We start from the raw sequence: 17758 nt of genomic DNA, 5'->3' as shown, positions 1-17758 counted from the left end.
CGGACGCCCGTCCGCGAAAAACACTGCCCTCTGATTTGCAAAGGATAACCACGATGTCGACCCGATCCGTCCTCGGCCGCCTTGCGTTGGCCGTAACCCTCGCCGCTGGCGCACTCCACGTGCAGGCGGCCAACGAACAGTACTTCCCGCTGCAAAGCTACCGCGTCGGGCCTTATGCCGCTGGCGGCACCGGATTCTTCGGCGGTTTCATCGACTATCTCAAGTACGTTAATGCCAACGGCGGTGTGAATGGGGTCAAGCTGACCTGGAGCGAGTGCGAAACCGAATACGTGGTGGAGAAGGGTGTGGAGTGCTACGAGCGCCTCAAGGGTGGGCTCAACGGTGCGCCGGCTGCGGCCACCAATCCGCTGTCGGTGGGCATCGCCTACGCCACGCTGGATCGCTCCACGGCCGACAAGCTGCCGCTGATCACCATCAACCACGGGCGTACCGACTCCACCGACGGCAGCGTGTTTCCCTATGCCTTCCCGCTGCAGCTCAATCCGTATTCCGAGGTCTCGGCCATCGTCAACTGGATCGGCCAACAGGCCGGCGGCGAGCAGGGCCTCAAGGGCAAGAAGATCGTCACGCTTTACCACGGCTCGCCCTACGGCAAGGAAACCAACGAGGTGCTGCAAACTCTTGCTGACAAGTACGGCTTCGAACTGACCCTGCTGGAGGTGCCGCACCCAGGCAACGAACAGCAGTCGCAGTGGTTGAACATTCGCCGGCTGAAACCGGACTGGGTGATCCTGCGCGGCTGGGGCGTGATGAACCCGGTGGCGCTGAAAACCGCGCAGAAGGTTGGCTTCCCGACTGACCACATCATCGGCAACATCTGGAGCAACTCCGAAGAAGACGCCGCACCTGCCGGCGCCGCCGCCAAGGGTTTCATCTCCATCACCACGCACCCGTCCGGCACCGACTTCCCGGTGCTGCAAGGCATCAAGCAGGACGTGGTGGACAAGGGGCAGGGTGACCTGGCCGATCCGAAGCGCTTCGGCACCGTTTACTATAACCTGGGGGTGGTCAATGGCATCCTCAACGTCGAGGCGCTACGCCTGGCCCAGGAGAAGTTTGGCAAACAGCCGCTCAGCGGTGAGCAGGTGCGCTGGGGCTTCGAGAATCTGAACCTGGACGACGTACGCCTGCAGGCACTCGGTGCCAAGGGCTTGGTGCAGCCGCTGAAATTGTCCTGCTCTGATCACGAGGGTGGTGGCGCGGTACGCTTCCAGCAGTGGGACGGGCAGAAATGGAACCTGATCAGTGACTGGGTGCAGGCGGATCGCGCGCTGTTGCGGCCGATCATCGAGGCATCGTCGCAGAAGTATGCCAAGGAGAAAGGCATCACCCCTCGTGATTGCAGCAAGGAAAGCTGATGGGGCGGGGCTGGTCGAGGCGGATGCCTCGGCCAGTTCATTTCATCAAGAGCTTGTCGTAAAACGCCTAGCCAAGCTTGAACAGGCGCTCGGCATTACCGCTGAAGAACTTCTCCAGCACCTCGTCCCTCAATCCCAGGCGCTGGGCATCCTCGATGCTCTGGCAGATCGGGCGGAAGGTGTAGGAGGAGCCGAACAGCAACTGGTCGGCGAGAAAGCCGTTGGCGGCCTGCACATAGCCTTCGCTGCCGGGCAGGAACAGGTACATGTCTGGCACCAGGTGGATGTTCTCGTAGCGGAAGGCCACGCCGATGGCCTGCTGCACGTTGGGCCAGTAGCCGTGGTAGGCGACGATCTGCAGGTCCGGGAAGGCGCGCGCCACGGCCGCCAGGCGGCCCGGGTCGTTGTAGGCCGGATCGGGGGTGGTCGGGCCGCTCATCAGAAACAGCGGGATTCCACGCTTCTGCAGGTGCTCGTAGATCGGCCAGTACAGCGCATCGTCCGGGTGCCGCGCCGGGTCGCCGAAGCCGGGTTCCAGGTCGATGCCGGCCAGGCCTAGCTGGTCTATGGCGCGGTCGATTTCCTTCAGTGCGCCTTCGATGCCCTGCAATGCCGGCTCCACCGCGCCGATACCGAGCAGTTCGTCGTGGCCATGGACGATGCCGTGGATCGTATCGTTGGGCAGGTGCTGGCTCGGCGTATGCCGGCCAACCACCACGGCCTTGCGCAGGCCGGCCTCGCGTACTTCGGTGAGAAATCCTTCGGGTGTCAGCGAGCGCTCGAAGTGATCGTCCGCGCCACGGGTGCCGACGCGGCGGTTGAGCCACCGGGCGACGTCATGTTCGGGCGAGCCGGGTACGCCACCGAAGAAGGGGTGCAGGTAGGCTGGGCGACAGCGCAGGTCGATGACCTTCATGCGACTTTCTCCTTGCCGGCACGCACGTCGAAGGCACCGCCGGTGAACGCGCCTTCGACGGTGACCTTGCCCTTGCCGGGCAGCAGCGGGAACACCAGTTCGGCGAAGCGGTAGGCTTCCTCCAGATGCGGGTAGCCGGACAGCACGAAGCTGTCGACGCCCAGATCCGCATATTCCAGCAGGCGTGCTGCGACCGTTTCCGGATCGCCCACCAGGGCGGTACCGGCGCCGCCGCGCACCAGGCCGACGCCGGCCCAGAGGTTGGGTGCGACCTCCAGCTTGTTGCGATCGCCGCCGTGCAGCGCGGCCATGCGCCGCTGGCCTTCGGAGTCCATCTTGGCATAGTTGGCCTGGGCTGCGGCGATGGTGGCTTCGTCCAGATGGCTGATCAGCTCGTCGGCGGCGGCCCAAGCCGCATCAACGGTTTCGCGCACGATCACGTGCAGGCGCACGCCGAAGCGCACGGTACGGCCCTGTTTGGTGGCGCGGGCGCGAACGTCGGCAATTTTCTCGGCCACGGCGGCCGGTGGCTCGCCCCAGGTCAGGTAGGCATCGACGTGCTTGGCCGCCAGTTCGTGGGCGGCAGGTGAAGAGCCGCCGAAGTACAGCGGCGGGTAGGGTTTCTGTACCGGCTCGAAGAAGTTCTGTGCGCCGCGTACCTTGAGGTGCTTGCCGTCGAAGTCGACTTTCTCGCCCTGCAGCAGGCGACGCCAGATGCTGAGGAACTCATCGGAGGCTTCATAGCGCTCGTCGTGGGCGAGGAATACGCCGTCGGCTTCCAGTTCGGTGGCATCGCCGCCGGGCACCACGTTGAGTAGCAGACGACCGCCGCTGGCCTGATCCAGGCTGGCGGCCTGGCGGGCCGAAGCAGTGGGGTTGCCCAGCGACGTGCGCAGCGCCACCAGCAGTTTGATGCGCTGGGTGACCGGCACCAGGCTGGCAGCGGTGACCCAGGGATCGAGGCAACTGGCGCCGGTGGGAATCAGCAAGCCGTCGTAGCCGAGCTGGTCGGCAGCTACCGCGATCTGCCGCATGTAGGCGTTGGTGGCCGGACGGCCGCTGCCGGAGTGACCCAGGTAGCGGGTGTCGCCAGAGGTGGGCAAGAACCAGAATATGTCGAGACTCATCATGTTTTCCTCGTTGCTGTGGTTGAGGCAACGCAAGGTAAGTATGGAGCCGGTGACGCGTGCCGCATGTTCAGGCGGCGTGCGTGCCGGCTTCTTATATCGATAGTTGTACCGTCCTGTCAGGACGTGCCTGGCTCTGCGGCCGACGTCGATTGACCACCAGTTCGCCGATGGCGATCAGCCGGGCGCGGGTGATGTTGCGGCTCAGCCCGAGCAGGCTGGCGGTGTGTACCTGATTGCAATGGCAGAAGCGGTAGGCAGTGCGTAGCAGACTGTCCTCGACCTTCTCGTGCAGGCCACCCGCCTGTTCCTCGAACAGCCGGTGGAAGGCGCGCAACAATTGTTCGTCGGCACTTTCGAGGGCGGCTGCCTGCGGCTGATCCTGGCGTTCTATGCGCAGGTGCGACAGGCGCAGATCGTCGTCCTGCACCAGGCCGTTACGGCACACCAGCAAGGTATGGTGGATGACGTTCTCCAGCTCGCGGATGTTGCCCGGCCAGTCGTAGCTCACCAGTTTGCGTTCGGCCTCGGCGGACAGGCGCACTTCGCCGTAGCCCAGGCGGCTGCAGTAGGTTTTGATGAAGTGCCGGGTCAGCGGCAGGATGTCGCCCGGGCGCTCACGCAGCGGGTAGAGCTGCAGGCTGACGACGTTGAGGCGGTAGTACAGATCCTCGCGGAAGTTGCCGGCGCCGATGGCCTTGTCCAGCTGCACGTTGGTGGCGGCGACCACGCGCACGTTGATCGGGATGCTCTTGCGCGAGCCCAGGCGCACCACCTCGCGCTCCTGTAATACGCGCAGCAGCTTGACCTGGATGGCCATGGGCAGATCGCCGATCTCGTCGAGGAACAGCGTGCCGCCGTTGGCTTCCTCGAACCAGCCAGCCTTGGCCGCCAAGGCGCCGGTGAAGGCGCCTTTCTCATGGCCGAACAGTTCCGCCTCCACCAGCGACTCGGAGAAGGCGCCGCAGTTGACCGCCATGAAGGGGCCGTCGCGACGGCCGCTGAGGTTATGGATGTGGCGCGCGACCAGCTCCTTGCCCGTGCCGGTTTCGCCGATGATCAGGACGCTGGCCTCGCTGGGTGCGACCTGTTGCAAGTGGGCGAGAAGCGCCTGCGATCTAGGGTCTTCGAAGACCTGTGCGGTCGCCCGGATCGAGGTAGCCAGTGTCGGCGAGGGGGGGAGGGTCAGCAGTTGCATGGGGATCCCTACGAATAGAAAGACGGGGTGGGACGCGTCTGGTTCAGTGCCCACTCACCCAGTTCGTGGAGCTTGTAGTCCACCGGGTCGTGCAGGCTCTGGGTACGCAGGTTGCGCCAATAGCGGTCGAGGCGTAGCGAGGCGTGGGTGGCGCGGGCGCCGGTCACCTCGAACAGACGGTTGCAGATATCCAGCCCGGTGCGGGCAGCCGCCACCTTGGCCGTGGCAATGGACAGCGCCAGTTGCGCGCGCTCCTCGGCACCGAGGGCGTGTTCCTTGTGCCACGCTTCGTCGAGTTGCGCGGCGGCGCGTTCCACCAGCAGTCGCACGCCTTCCAGGCCCACCCAGAACTCGCCGTAGTGGCGCAGTACGTAAGGGTCTTCGCTGATGTGCTGGGCCTTGGAGCGAAACCAGGGCCGGCCTTCCTTGAGGGTGTACTGACGGGCTTCCTCCAAGGCGCCTTCGGCGATGCCGAGGAAGATATGGGCGAAGTGCAACTGAGCGATCAGCGGGCGCAGGCAGGCAAAGGGCGTGCTCAGCGGGCCGGGGTCGAGCAGCAGTTCGTTCTCTTCCACGCGCACGCGCTCGAAAGTGGCGCTGCCACTATCGGTCTGGCGCTGGCCCATGTTGTTCCAGTCACCATGTAGCGTGATGCCGGTGCGGCCACTGGGAATGGCGGCGATCAGCAGTTTGCCGCCGGCGCTTTCGTCGACCGCAGAGGCAATCAGCATTTCCGAGTCGCTGGCGCCGGAACAGAAGCTCTTTTTGCCGGAAAACTCACGCCAGCCATCGAAGGTCTTGACCACGGTGCGGGTATCCAGCGGATTGAGCGCATTGCCCCAGAACCAGTTCTTGCGCGCGGTCTGCTCGAACCAGGGCTGCCACTGATCGGGGCGAGAGAACAGGCGCACGGTAGCCAGCATCAGGTGCTGAAAGCCAAAAACATGGGCGATGGAACTGTCGACCTTGGCGAATTCGCGCACGACTCCCAGGGTTTCGCTCCAGCTGGCGCCAAGGCCGCCGAACTGGGTCGCAATGCTCATCGACAACAGGCCGCTCTGACGGATCGCATCGCGCTGTAGCTTGGGTGTGCCGCCGGCCTCGTCGCGCTCGACGGCTGTCTCGGCGAAATTCGCAGCCAGTCGGCGAGCGGCCTGCAAGGGACTGAGCACGGTGGGTTGTTGATTGGTTCTCACGCGATATCCCTCGCTGATTGGTCTTCCAGGCAAATGGGGGGCTGGCTCATGGAAGCTCCTCAGGCGATCTTGCTCAGGGCGGGGGTCTGGCCACGCACTAGAGCGGCAGTTCGCTCGGCAGCCAGTTCTATGCGCGCCTGAAGGGCATCGCTAGCGACGCGGTAATCGGCGAAGTCGGCCTCACTGGCGTACACGCCGATGGGCAGGGTCAGCGACTGGAAGAAGCTGAAGAGCGGACGCAACTGGTGATCGAGCACCAAGGCATGCCGTTCACTACCACCGGTGGCGGCGAGCAGCACCGGGGTGTCGATCAGCGCACTTTGATCGATGAGGTCGAACAGGTGCTTGAACAGCCCTGGGTAGGTGCCGCGATAGACCGGTGCGGCGACCACCAGTAAATCGGCTGACTCGATCTGGCGCAGCTCGTGTTCGACGGTTACCGACAGCTCCTTGCGCCACAGCGCACCACCGAGCGGGCGGGCGATGTTGCCCAGTTCGATCAGGTGGGTGTCGATAGCCAGATGCTTGCCGATTTCGCAGACGATGGCTTCGGTCAGTGCCAATGTGCGCGAGGGACGGGAGGTGCCGCCGGAAACGGCGACTATTTTAAAGGGAGTGCTCATCCGAGATATTCCTGTAGGGCTGTTGCTCGAAGCGAGGCACTTGGAGCAATCGCCATACCAGCAGCGGTTCCCCCGGAAAAACTGGCTTGGCCGGCACCAGGTAGCTTGGAGTCTGTTGATCTGGCACGCGGATTGTTGAATCGCTGTTGTTGTGGCAGCAGTTGGTCTGCTGTTGCTATGGCAGCAGCTCGTAGGGCGTGATCGGACGCAGGTAATGGCTCGAGCCTGAGCTTTTTCGGGTGTTCGAGCATTGGCGGTAGAGCCTTTTCGCAGCCGTGATACCTTGTCTTATAAAGGCTGGAGGGTTATCTCTAAAAATAATATAAATAAATATTTATATTATTTTTAGAGATAACAGGCGGTGCCACACCAAGCGCAGTCTGGAAGCCAACTGCAGCACCCTTGCTTCTGCGCCAACAGCTGCGACTGTGAATACGATTAGCTGTCGCTCATCCAAACTGCTTTCGATACGCCCCGGGCAACGCCCCAGTCACCTTGCTGAATGCCCGTGTAAAAGCGGCTACCGACTGGTAGCCGCAGGCATCGGCTGTTTCGGCGACCGGTTGTCCTTGTTGCAGCAGGCGACACGCCTGACGCATGCGCAGGGTCAGCAGCACATGGCCTGGCGAGGTGCCGGCCAGTTCCTGAAAGCGTTTGCAGAAGGCCGAGCGCGACAGGCCGGTCAGCTCGGCCATCTGCTCCAGTGGCCAGGCTTGTTGGGGCTCTGCGATCAGGCGTTCGAGCAGCGCAGCGAATTGTGGGTGGCGGGCCAGGCCCAGCAGGCCGCCGAGGTCTGCCACGGCCTGGCCCTGCTCGCGCAGCACGTAGAGAAACAGCAAGTGGCTAAGGCGCTCGAGCAGGGCGACGGCCGGGCCATCGCTACGTGAGCACTCCTCCATGATCAATTCGAACAGCCGCCGTGCGGCGCTGGAGCCTGGATCACCGGCGCGCAGGACCAAGTGATCCGGCAAGCCATCGATGATCAGGCTGCTCAGCCCCGGACGGAAATGAAAGAAGCCACAGACCAGGCTCACGCCATCCTGCGTGCTGGCGTCCAATGGCAGCATGGCGATGCGCGGGTTGCACTGCGCCTGTCCAGGCGAGGCCGCGTCGGATAGCCGATAGGGCAGGTCGCGCAGCAGGAACACGGCGTCGCCGCTGTACAGGGCGATGCTTTGTTCGCGTTCGGCCAGGTGCAGCCAGCACTTGCCCTGTACCAGCAGGTGGAAACTGGCCCGTGCCAGGCCGTGGGTACTGGCCTGCCAACTGCCACAGTAACGGCCGACATGGAACAGACTGGCGTCCAGTTCCAGGCTGTCTAATAACCATTCAAAAGGGGCAGTGGAAGAATTCATCTAATGGAAAGACTCAAGAGCAAGTGAATGCGACTTTAGAATATGGCTCATGATTTTTATAACCAAGACAATAGTGTCACACCTCTTGGTTAGGAGATGAACCATGTCTCGCGTCACCCTACAGACACTCGAATCGGCCCCGCAAGAAGCCCGTACTTTCCTGCAGAACGCCCTGAGCAACTCGGGTTTCATCCCCAATCTGCTGGCTGTTTTGGCCAATGCACCGGCTGCCCTGGAAACCTATATCACCGTCTCCGCGCTCAACGGCAAGACCAGCCTCGGCCTGGCCGAGCGCGAGGTGATCCAGTTGATCGCCGCCACCACTCATGGCTGCAGCTTCTGTGTAGCTGGCCATACGGCGGTCGCCCAGAACAAGGCCAAGTTGCCGGCCGAGGTGATCGAGGCATTGCGTGCCCGTGGCGAGTTACCCAATGCCCGTTACGAGGCCCTGGCCGCCTTCACCCGAGCGGTGATCGCCGCCCGTGGCAACGTCAGCGATGCCGAGTACCTGGCTTTCAAAGATGCCGGTTTCGAAGAGGGCCAGGCGCTGGAGGTGATCCTCGGCGTAAGCCTGGCGACCTTGTGCAATTTCGCCAACAGCTTTGCCCATACGCCGCTCAACCCTGAGCTTGCGCGCTACCGCTGGGAACAGGCCGAGGCCTGAGTACCTGCCCTGAAGGAGACCGACCGCATGCTCGATCACTCGTTGCGCCAATGGCTGGACGCTCAGGCCGATGCACTCGACCGTGGCCTGCTAGACGGTGAAGCCCTGCTTGGCCAACTGGCCGCCGCCGATGTGTTGCGCCACGGCGTTGCGCCCGAGCTGGGCGGCGTGGGTGGGGACGTGACCGATGCTGTCGAAGCCATCGCCCAGGTCGCCAGCCATTCACTCACCGCCGCGTTCGTCTTATGGGGCCAGCGCGCCTTTATCGAGTACCTGCTGCAGAGCGACAACGCGGGGCTGCGCGAACGCCTGCTGGGAGACCTGCTCCGCGGGAGCAAGGCGGGTGCCACCGGCCTGTCCAACGCCATGAAGTTTCTTTCCGGTATCGAAAAGCTGGGCGTGGCGGCCCAGGCGCAGGGCGATGGCTGGCGACTGGACGGCCAACTGCCGTGGGTCACCAACCTGCGCAAGAGCGGCTTCACCGTGGCCGCCGCCATCGACCTGCCGGGCGCGCAGCCCTTCGTGGCGGCGCTGCCGGATGACTTGCCGGGGCTGGTGCGCAGCGAAGACCTGCAGCTGCTGGGCCTGCAGTCGAGCAATACCGCGGCGATCCGTATCGAAGGCGCAGCACTCAGCCGAGATTGGTTGATCGCCGCCGATGCGCGCAGTTACCTGCCGCGCGTGCGCCCAGCCTTCCTTGGCTTGCAGTGTGGCCTGGCGATTGGCCTGGCGCGGCGCGCCCTGGTGGAAGCCAAGGCGCGGATGGGCGATGGTCGCTCGGTGCTGGAAGGCGAATGGCAGGTGCTCGAAGCTGAGCTCAAGGGGCTCGAGCGCGCGCTGCACGATGGTTTGCAGCACGGCCATTTCGCCGCCGGCCCGGTGCCGCTGTTCAAGATTCGTATCGGCCTGGCCCAGGTGGCGGCCGAGGCGGTACAGCTGGAGTTGCAGGCCAGCGGCGGCAAGGCCTACCTGCAAGCTTACGGCAGCGGTTTTGCCCGGCGCCTGCGCGAGTCTGCCTTCGTGCCCGTGGTTACGCCGAGCCTGGTGCAACTGCGTAGCGAGCTGCGCAAGCACGGTGAGTTGGCCGCATGACCGTCCTGCATGCGCGTGACATCAGTTTGGGCTACGCCCAACGCAGCGTGCTGGAAGGCTTCCAGCTGGAGCTGCGCGCCGGCGAGCTGGTCAGCATTCTCGGCCCCAGCGGGGTGGGTAAGTCCAGCCTGCTGCGCGTGCTGGCCGGCTTGCAGGCGGCGCAGCAGGGCAGCGTGGAGCTATTTGGCGAGCAACTGAACGGGCCGCACCCACGGGTGGCGGTGGCTTTTCAGGATCCGTCGCTGCTGCCCTGGCTGAGCCTGGAGCAGAACGTCGGCTTCGGCCTGGACTTCGCCCGTCAGCCGAGTCGCACAGGGGAGCAGCGTCAGGCGCTGATCGACCAGGCGATTACCGCCGTGGATCTTGCCCACGCCCGCGAGCGCTACCCCAGTGAACTCTCCGGTGGCATGGCCCAGCGCACCGCGCTAGCCCGCTGTCTGGCCCGCGAGCCGCACGTACTGCTGCTCGACGAGCCCTTCGGCGCACTGGACGAAGTGACCCGTGCCGACATGCAACAGCTGCTGCTGAACCTGATCCGCGAGCGGCATACCGCCGCCGTGCTGATCACCCATGACATCGATGAAGCGCTGCTGCTGTCCGACCGTATCCTGCTACTGGGTGGCACCCCGGCGCACACGCTCGATCAGTGGCGCATCGACCTGCCGCAGCCTCGCGCTGACCTGGTCGATGAGCTGGGCGCCTTGCGCGTCGACATCCTCAAAACCCTACGGCGGGCGAGCCGCAACAACGGACCTTCACTCGAACCGCTGGAGCCCTGCCATGTGCCTGGACGATCCCACCCATACGCGTCGTGATTTCATCAAACTGACTGGCCTGCTCACCGCAGCCGGTGCTTTCCCGCTGCTGACCAGCTTGCAGGCGCGTGCCGCCAGCGAGCCCGACGCGCCGGTGCGCATCGGCTATCTGCCGATCACCGACGCCACTCCCTTGCTGGTGGCGCACAACAATGGCCTGTTCGAGGCCGAGGGCATCCAGTCCGAGCGGCCGGTGTTGCTGCGCAGCTGGGCACAGGTGATCGAGGCGTTCATCTCCGGCCAGGTCAACGTCATCCACCTGCTGTCGCCGATGACCGTGTGGGCACGCTACGGCAGCCAGGTGCCGGCCAAGGTGGTGGCGTGGAACCACGTCGGCGGTTCGGGGTTGACCGTGGCCCCTGGCATCGAGGACGTGAAGCAGCTCGGCGGGCAGTCCATCGCCATCCCGTTCTGGTACTCGATCCACAACGTGGTGGTGCAGCAGTTGCTGCGTGACAGCGGCCTGACCCCGGTGAGTAGGGCGGCCAACGCCAGCGTCGCCGCCAACGAGGTCAATCTGGTGGTGCTGCCGCCCTCGGACATGCCGCCGGCCCTGGCCAGCAAACGCATTGCCGGCTACATCGTGGCCGAACCGTTCAATGCCCTGGCCGAGAACCTCAAGGTCGGGCGCATCCAGCGCTTCACCGGCGATGTGTGGCGCAACCATGCCTGCTGCGTGGTGTTCATGCACGAGCACGACCTGAACAACCGCCCCGAGTGGTCGCAAAAGGTGGTCAACGCCATCGTCAAGGCGCAACTGTGGACGCGCGACAACCGCGCGGAGGCGGCACAGTTGCTGTCCAAGGACGGTGCCAATCGCTACACACCCCATGCGCCGGACGTGCTCAGCCGCGTGCTGGCACCGGTGGCCAGCGAACGTGACGCTTATCTGGCCAGCGGCGCGATCCAGCACGGCGACTGGGCCGACAAGCGTATCGACTTCCAGCCGTATCCCTTCCCCAGCTACACCGAGGAACTGGTCAAGCGCCTGAAGAGCACCTTGATCGAAGGCAACAGCAGTTTCCTTGCCGATCTCGACCCGGCTGCCACGGCGCGCGATCTGGTGGACGATCGCTTCGTGCGCACGGCCATCGAAGCGGTCGGTGGGCTCAAGGCCTTCGGTGCGCCGGAAAGCTTCGAGCGCGTCGAGGAGATCGCGGTGTGAGCACTTCGCTGAAGAGCTGGGGGCTCGGTCTGGCAGGGCTATTCGGTCTGTTCGTTCTCTGGTGGTTGCTGCTGGCGCTGTTCAGCAGCGGCGAAGGCTTGGTGGCGCTATTCACGCCCCAGGCCACACTGGCCAGCCTAGTCGAGCTGCTGCAACGGCCGGAGCTGTTCGAGCATGTGCTGGTGAGCCTCAAGCGCATCTTCATAGGCCTTGGTCTGGCGTTGCTGATTGGTGTGCCGCTGGGCCTGCTGGTGGGCAGCTGGCGTAACCTGGAGTGGGCGACTACTCCGGCATTCCAATTCCTGCGGATGATCTCGCCGCTGTCGTGGATGCCGATTGCTGTAATGGTGATGGGCGTCGGCGACCAGCCGATCTACTTCCTGCTGGCCTTCGCTGCGGTGTGGCCAATCCTGCTCAACACTGCCGCTGGCGTGAAGCAACTCGACGGCCGATGGCTGCAGCTAGCGCGTAGCCTCAGTGCGACACGCTGGGAAACCCTGCGTCGGGTAATCGTGCCCGGCGTGCTTGGTCACGTACTGACTGGAGTGCGCCTGGCAATCGGAATTCTGTGGATCGTGCTGGTGCCCTGCGAGATGCTCGGGGTAGGCGCCGGCCTTGGTTACTACATTCTCGATACGCGCGACCGCCTGGCCTATTCCGAGCTGATGGCAATGGTTTTACTGATTGGAGTATTGGGTTTTTGCCTCGATGTTGCGGCGCGCTCGCTGTATGCGCGGTGGAGCCACGTTGCGAGTGGCTGAATCAGTGTGTGAGGCTAACGTCGGCCGGGCCTTAACACCAGGGGCCCCGCCGGTAATCGAGTCTGAGCATCGAGTTGAAGACGGTTGAACATGCTCCGCGGCGTATGAGGAACTGGCAGCGAAGCTATTTCAGCCAGCTGAGGCAGCGAAGCCTTGGCTCAGTTGAGCAGGCCTATGTCTGCAGCGATGGAAAATAAATGCAACGGGCCGCTCGCCTGCTACCTTGGCATCACCACACTGGCCCTGACCTCGCGACAGTCCCGTCCACCTTCCGCCCATGAGTCGCACCGCGTCTACTGAACAACCTACTGACCAACAGCTGGAACGATGACTGGTGCAACATTCAGCTCTTTTTCAGGAGCGCTTACACGCTCGGGCAGCGTCGGTACAGCGCGGCTGAGGTCCTGTTCGGCGTAACGCAATTGGCGCTCGCGTATGAAGTTGTATTTGCCTTCGGTCAGTTGGTTGGCATGGTCGAAGTCATTGATGATTGTCGGCTTGATGAACACCATCAGGTTCTTCTTAGACACTTCCTTGCGGTCGCTGCGGAATAGGCGACCAATTACAGGGACCTTTGAGAAGAAGGGAACCCTGTCACCGGCATCGCGAACCTCATCCGAGATCAGCCCTCCCAGGACCAGGGTCATGTTGTCCTTGATCAGCACGCGAGTCTCAACAGAGCGTTTGTTGGTCACGATATCGGCTGCGCTCGTATCACTACTGACGCTGGAAATTTCCTGGTAGACGTTGAGCGTTACCGAATCACCTTCGTTGATTTGCGGCTTGATCTTGAGGGTGATACCAACGTCCTGACGCTCAATGGTCTGGAACGGGTTGGTGGAGGGGTTTGAGGCGCTGGTTGAGCTGCCGGTCACGAACGGGACGTTCTGGCCCACGACGATCTTGCCTTCCTCGTTGTCGAGGGTGACCAGGTTGGGTGTGGACAGGATGTTCATCGAGTCATCTGTCGAAAGTGCGCGCACCAGAGCTTGCAGAGAACCATTGCTGTAGAAACCCAGGCTCAGCCCTGCATCGAGTTTGAGCGGGTTAGTGGGCAGGCTATCGATGGCATTGCCCTTGAGCGATGACTTGAAGCCTGCGAACGTCTTGGTGCCGTCGGAGGTCTTCCACTGTACGCCCAGCTCGTTGACCTTGTTATCCGATACCTCCACGATCACGGCCTCTACCAGCACCTGCGCACGTCGGATGTCCAGGCGCTTAACCACCCCGTTCACGGTGTCCATGATTGCAGGTGGCGCGCTTATGATCAGGGCATTGGTGGTGTCGTTAGCCTGAATGGAAATGTCGGCGCTACTGATGCCTACGTCCTTGTCCTGCTTTTGCAGGCTGGTGGCAACGTTCTGAAGAATTTGCGCCAGTTCAGATGCCTTCAGGTAGTGCAGGTAGATCACTTGGGTGTCGCGAATGATATTGCCGGGGCGGTCAAGATTGGTCAGGACATCACGTAGTTGTTGGCGCTTGCTCGGGTCACCTGAGATGAGGATGCTGTTGGTGCGCTCATCGACCGAGACACTCATCTTGCTTCCGCCTTCTGGCCCGCCTGATTGGGGAACCAAGGTGCCAAGCATTGTCGACAGCTCTTTGGCGTTGGCGAACTTGAGTGGAATAACGTCAATCTCGAACTGGCCGGCGCGATCGATTTCTGCAACCAGCTTGAGCAGTTGGTTGATGTTGGAGGCGCGGTCCGAAATGATCAGCGCGTTGCTATCAGGGTAGGCGGCGAGGTGACCGACTTGAGGCACCATTGGCCTGAGAATATTGACCAACTGGGTGGCGGGTACGTGATCGGTTCGGATTACGCGCACGACGAGCTGATCGTCATTTAATTCGTTGTCCTCAACCACCGGGACACCGGTCTGTTTGGCGTTGGCATCGGGTATGACCTTTACCGCATCCGCTGATTCAATTGCTGAAAAACCATGGACTTGCAGCACAGAAAGAAAAACTCTGTACGCTTCTTCCGGCGCCATGGATTCGTTCGAGATAACAGTGACTTTGCCAGTTACCCGTGGATCGATGATGAAGTTTTTTCCGGTAGCCTTGGCAATCCACTCAATGAACGAGCGGATATTGGTGTCTTGCATGTTGATGCGCACTTCATCGCCCGATTGCGGCTCTGCCTCTTGAGCCCAGCTAACAGGGCTGAGACAGATAGTGGCCAGCAGCAACACTTTCAGAACGGCTTGGGTCGACACGTTAGGCACTCTACTACTTGTTTTGCGCGAGTTTGCGCTGGATGTACTGTTGATAAGCAGTTGGCAGATTCTGGTCGACAGCCGTTGAGGGCATGGGCGGATTGTCTGCCGGCACCTGTGCGATAACTTCGTTGACGTTGTTCTGATTGGTTACTGCAGTGATGTCAGCCTGTTGGGCCGTCGGAAGCGGACTGCCAAGAGAGTTTCCGGCAGGCATTTCCCCAAACCCTTTAAAGCTGATCTGTTCAAGTTTCCCATTGCGTTTCAATGTGATGCGATGACTTTCAATACCCTGCACGATGATGCCAGGACGTGCTTCGTCACCTGGCTTGAGAATCATCGTGCGATCGCCATCCTCCAGGATCACAGAGCTCTGCGCTGCTTGTGCCATGAAAAAAATCGCGGAAACTTGCAGGTTCAAATTGCTTTCTGGAAGTTTTTCAATCGCTTGCGCATCTAAATTTCTTTCACTGCCTCTAGTGCCAAATAAACCTAACATCGCACTGCTTGGTTTATTGCTTTCCGCTGGGGTATTCGTAGGCGCGCTTGGCGCTGAGCTGGAAAGGGCAGGTTGCTCGTTCAGGTCACGGAAAAAATCGATGGCCTGCCACGTGAGCGATGCCAACATGGCTGCTGAAAGCGCTGTCAATAAGCTCAGGCGAGCGGAACGAATCGCAAGGATTCTGGATGCGAGAGCTAAGAAGGAGGCCATTGTCGTTCGTCCCTGTGATGGCGTGGCAATACTATCTGGCGCCGAATTCAAGCGCAAAGAGCGCGTCTTGTGGTGAAGACCGATTCGCTGCTTTCCATGCACTGCATCACGTTTTTTCGAATAATGTCATTTTGGTATTTGTAATGGCTTGAAATGGTTTGAGGGCCTGTATAGCATCTCGCCATCGCAAAGGCTGAGTCTATCAGTGGCCTTGTGAGCGATGCACAAATTAAATGGAACTTATCTCGAATCATGCAGCACGGATGCCGCTCACTCGGGTTTCGCCGCACGCTTGCAGCACTTTTCGTGCTCGCTTCGCCAGGTGCGTTTGCTGAAGCAGAATTCGATATTCGCAGCGCTACCGCCCTTGGCTCGGTAGGTAGCGCCAACGAATACGTTCTGGCTGTGACGGATTGTAGGCAGGTTGCCGAAGTCGTCGTGGTGGCCACCTCTCAGCGCTTGCTGCCCATCGATGCCGTTCGAGCCTCCGAGGCTCCCAATAGCTGTTCTTTCTCCTTTCGAGTGGATGGCGCCAATGCGCTACAGCCTGCGGTAAAGCTGAGGTTCGCCGATGGCAGTGAGGAGGAGTACAGCGAGACCTTCCAGCAAGAGCGCGTATCGCCGCAGCTCGAGTTGACGCAGCTGGCCATCGAATCCGTCGATAAAGAGCAGTTTCTGGTCGCGAGTTTCGATGCCTCCGATGACATCGATTTGAGCTATGTAAGCTTCACTCTGACTGGCCTTCGTGCATCCGACCTGCGTGCGGCTGGTGGTGTTGTCAGTCGCGCTGAGCAGACGGCTTTCTTGCGTATGCCGCAAGGTGCCAGGGTTTATCCCCGCACCGATGGTCAGCGCTCTTACACCCTTCGCCAACGCTTGGACCAGCCCCTCTCTGCCGATGAGGTCGCGCGAAACGCGCTGGTCATGGTGCAGGCTGTGGCGGTTGATGCTTCTGGAAACCAGAATAGTTACTCCGATATTCGCTTTGTCGGCGACAACGTCGACGAAGCCGCTCGCTCCATTAGCGTGCACCCCGACCGCCTTCTGTTCAGTGACGCCCTGCAGTCAGCGCGGCTAGTGCCAGAGGTGGACTTTGAGTTTCGAGGAGTTACTCCGCTAACAGGGCTTGGCACCGGCGTGAGTTATCGCTCGAGCGATACCAGCAAGGTTTGGGTCAGCGCCGAAGGTGTTGTGTACCCGCTCGCCGAGACCAGCGGTCAACCAGTTACCGTACATGTGAGCTATCCGGGGCTTGCAGAAATCAGCCTGCCGGTGAGCGTTGACTTCACCCGGCAATTGGTCAGTTTGCGCTATGAAGGTCAGGCTGCCGGCAAACCCTTGGTGTTGCCGCGCCTGAATGGTTTTCAGAGCCTGCCGGACCTGATCGCCGTTTTTGACGACGGCAGTGAAGCACCATTGGCTGACAGCCTTGCTGTCGACTTGAAGTTGCCCATCGGCAGCGAAGGTGTCCTGGAGCGCAACGATCAGGGGCAGTTGCTGGCCCGCGCACAGATTCCTGCGGATAGTCCACTTACCTTGCAGGCTCGCCTGAAGCGCTATCCCGACATTGGCGTGGATCTGCCAATTGCCGCTGAAGATGCTGCGCCCACCATCGAGCTGCAACCGGAGCCCAGCATTGCGGTTGGCTCGGTGCTTGAGCTTAACGCTACCGCCACCGATGACGTAGCAGTTAAGAGTGTCGAATTTTGGCTCGATGACAGTCTGGTCGGTCGCCGTCTGAGTCCGCCATATGCCCTTAGCCTACCTATAGAGCAAGAGCTGGAAGGGCGGACCCTGCGCCTTAGGGCAGTGGCGTTTGACGGTACGGGTAAAAGTCAGAGTACTGCCGAGCGGCCTGTGAAGGTCGTGGCCAAGATCAACCCCAAGGTGCCGGAATTTGTCTTTGAAACTCCGGTCGATGCGCAGCGCGTGATTGAAAACAGTCCATTGCGTGCAGTGATCTCGGTAAATCTCGGCGTCATGCCTGACGTCGAGTACCAGAGTGGCATCAGCCTCGTGGAGTATTTCTTCGACGGTCGCAAGGTGGGCGAGACTTCGTTCCCAGCATTTGAACAGCGACCTCTGGAGCACGATCCCAAGAAGATTCAGCTCTTCGAAATCTGGCAGGCAACCCTGCAGGTACCAGATATCTCCGTAAGAGAAACCAGTATTGGCTTGTCTGCTCGTATTCATGCGTCTAACGGTGGCGTGGCTGATGCTCCGGCGCGTTTGGTACGTGTTCTGGAAAACCAGAAGCCAATTGCACGCATCGTCTCACCTGCTGCGGGCAGTATCGCTACCGTTGGACAAACTATCGCCATTACCGTCGAGGCGTCTGACGACACGCTTGATGCGGGTACCGATGTCTTTCTTCAGGTAAACGGCGCCGAGGTAGGTTCTTACCGTCATATCGTCGATAAATTCGACGGTAATGCCTTCGGTCTGCGCAGCACCAGCCATACCTTCCAGCTGCCGATCAAAGCCGAGTGGCTGGGGCGTACGCTCGAGCTTCGCGCTCAGGCCGTAGACCTTCATCAAC

Annotated in this window: 17 protein-coding genes and 1 pseudogene; 7 read left to right on the top strand and 11 right to left on the bottom strand. The window is 61.4% G+C overall.

Annotation, left to right across the window (positions count from 1 at the left end; genetic code table 11):
- Nucleotides 1-53: 53 nt before the first annotated feature.
- Nucleotides 54-1379 (top strand): ABC transporter substrate-binding protein, encoded by a 1326-nt coding sequence (locus tag BVH01_RS11520; protein WP_075930439.1) that lies wholly within the window; start codon nt 54-56, stop codon nt 1377-1379.
- 67 nt (nt 1380-1446) lie between these two features.
- On the opposite strand, the gene BVH01_RS11515 is transcribed toward BVH01_RS11520, so the two are convergent.
- The 6 genes from BVH01_RS11515 to BVH01_RS11490 all read right to left on the bottom strand — a co-directional run bounded on the left by BVH01_RS11515 (nt 1447) and on the right by BVH01_RS11490 (nt 7794).
- On the bottom strand, nt 1447-2295 hold the full coding sequence (locus BVH01_RS11515) for an amidohydrolase family protein (RefSeq protein WP_075930438.1): 849 nt from the start codon (nt 2293-2295) through the stop codon (nt 1447-1449).
- A complete protein-coding gene (gene ssuD, locus BVH01_RS11510) occupies nt 2292-3422 on the bottom strand; it encodes an FMNH2-dependent alkanesulfonate monooxygenase (RefSeq protein WP_075931012.1) in 1131 nt (376 codons plus the stop codon). The genes BVH01_RS11515 and ssuD overlap by 4 nt, the downstream gene beginning before the upstream one ends.
- A gap of 94 nt (nt 3423-3516) precedes the next feature.
- Complete coding sequence (locus BVH01_RS11505) at nt 3517-4620, bottom strand: sigma-54-dependent Fis family transcriptional regulator (RefSeq protein WP_075930437.1); 1104 nt, start codon at nt 4618-4620, stop codon at nt 3517-3519.
- 8 nt (nt 4621-4628) lie between these two features.
- Nucleotides 4629-5816 (bottom strand): acyl-CoA dehydrogenase family protein, encoded by a 1188-nt coding sequence (locus BVH01_RS11500; protein WP_075930436.1) that lies wholly within the window; start codon nt 5814-5816, stop codon nt 4629-4631.
- 59 nt (nt 5817-5875) lie between these two features.
- Nucleotides 5876-6439, bottom strand: coding sequence for an FMN reductase (gene msuE, locus BVH01_RS11495; RefSeq protein ID WP_075930435.1), 564 nt, complete (start codon nt 6437-6439; stop codon nt 5876-5878).
- 449 nt (nt 6440-6888) lie between these two features.
- A complete protein-coding gene (locus BVH01_RS11490; protein WP_075930434.1) occupies nt 6889-7794 on the bottom strand; it encodes an AraC family transcriptional regulator in 906 nt (301 codons plus the stop codon).
- 103 nt (nt 7795-7897) lie between these two features.
- Here BVH01_RS11490 and BVH01_RS11485 point away from each other — a divergent pair, with 103 nt between their 5' ends.
- From BVH01_RS11485 to BVH01_RS11465, 5 genes are read left to right on the top strand one after another with little or no spacing between them, the layout of a single operon-like run.
- The gene (locus BVH01_RS11485; protein WP_075930433.1) at nt 7898-8458 is read left to right on the top strand and encodes a carboxymuconolactone decarboxylase family protein; all 561 of its coding nucleotides are present in this window, start codon (nt 7898-7900) and stop codon (nt 8456-8458) included.
- 27 nt (nt 8459-8485) lie between these two features.
- Nucleotides 8486-9550 (top strand): acyl-CoA dehydrogenase family protein, encoded by a 1065-nt coding sequence (locus tag BVH01_RS11480; RefSeq protein WP_075930432.1) that lies wholly within the window; start codon nt 8486-8488, stop codon nt 9548-9550.
- The gene (locus BVH01_RS11475; RefSeq protein ID WP_075930431.1) at nt 9547-10365 is read left to right on the top strand and encodes an ABC transporter ATP-binding protein; all 819 of its coding nucleotides are present in this window, start codon (nt 9547-9549) and stop codon (nt 10363-10365) included. Before BVH01_RS11480 ends, BVH01_RS11475 begins: the two co-directional genes overlap by 4 nt.
- Nucleotides 10331-11530 carry an ABC transporter substrate-binding protein gene (locus BVH01_RS11470; RefSeq protein WP_075930430.1) on the top strand — a complete coding sequence of 400 codons (1200 nt, stop codon included), beginning with the start codon at nt 10331-10333 and terminating at the stop codon, nt 11528-11530. The genes BVH01_RS11475 and BVH01_RS11470 overlap by 35 nt, the downstream gene beginning before the upstream one ends.
- Nucleotides 11527-12291, top strand: a complete 765-nt coding sequence (locus tag BVH01_RS11465; RefSeq protein ID WP_075930429.1) for an ABC transporter permease — start codon at nt 11527-11529, stop codon at nt 12289-12291. The genes BVH01_RS11470 and BVH01_RS11465 overlap by 4 nt, the downstream gene beginning before the upstream one ends.
- 305 nt (nt 12292-12596) lie before the next feature.
- Here the strand turns inward: BVH01_RS11465 and gspD are convergent, their stop codons facing one another.
- From gspD to BVH01_RS24395, 4 genes are all read right to left on the bottom strand, one after another.
- Nucleotides 12597-14507, bottom strand: coding sequence for a type II secretion system secretin GspD (gene gspD, locus BVH01_RS11460; RefSeq protein ID WP_075930428.1), 1911 nt, complete (start codon nt 14505-14507; stop codon nt 12597-12599).
- A 13-nt stretch (nt 14508-14520) separates the two neighbouring features.
- Nucleotides 14521-15219: a type II secretion system protein N gene (locus tag BVH01_RS11455; RefSeq protein ID WP_075930427.1), complete on the bottom strand. Its 699-nt coding sequence runs from the start codon at nt 15217-15219 to the stop codon at nt 14521-14523.
- 540 nt (nt 15220-15759) lie between these two features.
- Entirely contained in the window at nt 15760-16251 is a 492-nt protein-coding gene (locus tag BVH01_RS11450; protein ID WP_075930426.1) for a hypothetical protein, read from the bottom strand.
- 84 nt (nt 16252-16335) lie between these two features.
- The gene (locus BVH01_RS24395; protein WP_139317825.1) at nt 16336-16842 is read right to left on the bottom strand and encodes a hypothetical protein; all 507 of its coding nucleotides are present in this window, start codon (nt 16840-16842) and stop codon (nt 16336-16338) included.
- On the opposite strand from BVH01_RS24395, the pseudogene BVH01_RS25185 reads away from it, so the two are divergent.
- A pseudogene (locus tag BVH01_RS25185) lies at nt 16792-16992 on the top strand (Ig-like domain-containing protein); the annotation flags it as partial. The gene BVH01_RS24395 and the pseudogene BVH01_RS25185 overlap by 51 nt on opposite strands.
- Nucleotides 16993-17493: 501 nt before the next feature.
- On the opposite strand, the gene BVH01_RS24390 reads toward BVH01_RS25185, so the two are convergent.
- A complete protein-coding gene (locus tag BVH01_RS24390; RefSeq protein ID WP_139317824.1) occupies nt 17494-17757 on the bottom strand; it encodes a hypothetical protein in 264 nt (87 codons plus the stop codon).
- Nucleotide 17758 lies beyond the last annotated feature (1 nt).

The sequence above is a fragment of the Pseudomonas sp. PA1(2017) genome, assembly GCF_001945375.1.
Taxonomy (GTDB): domain Bacteria; phylum Pseudomonadota; class Gammaproteobacteria; order Pseudomonadales; family Pseudomonadaceae; genus Aquipseudomonas.
The sequence above is the reverse complement of the archived record's forward strand: the minus strand, read 5'-3'. Positions and strand labels throughout refer to the sequence as shown.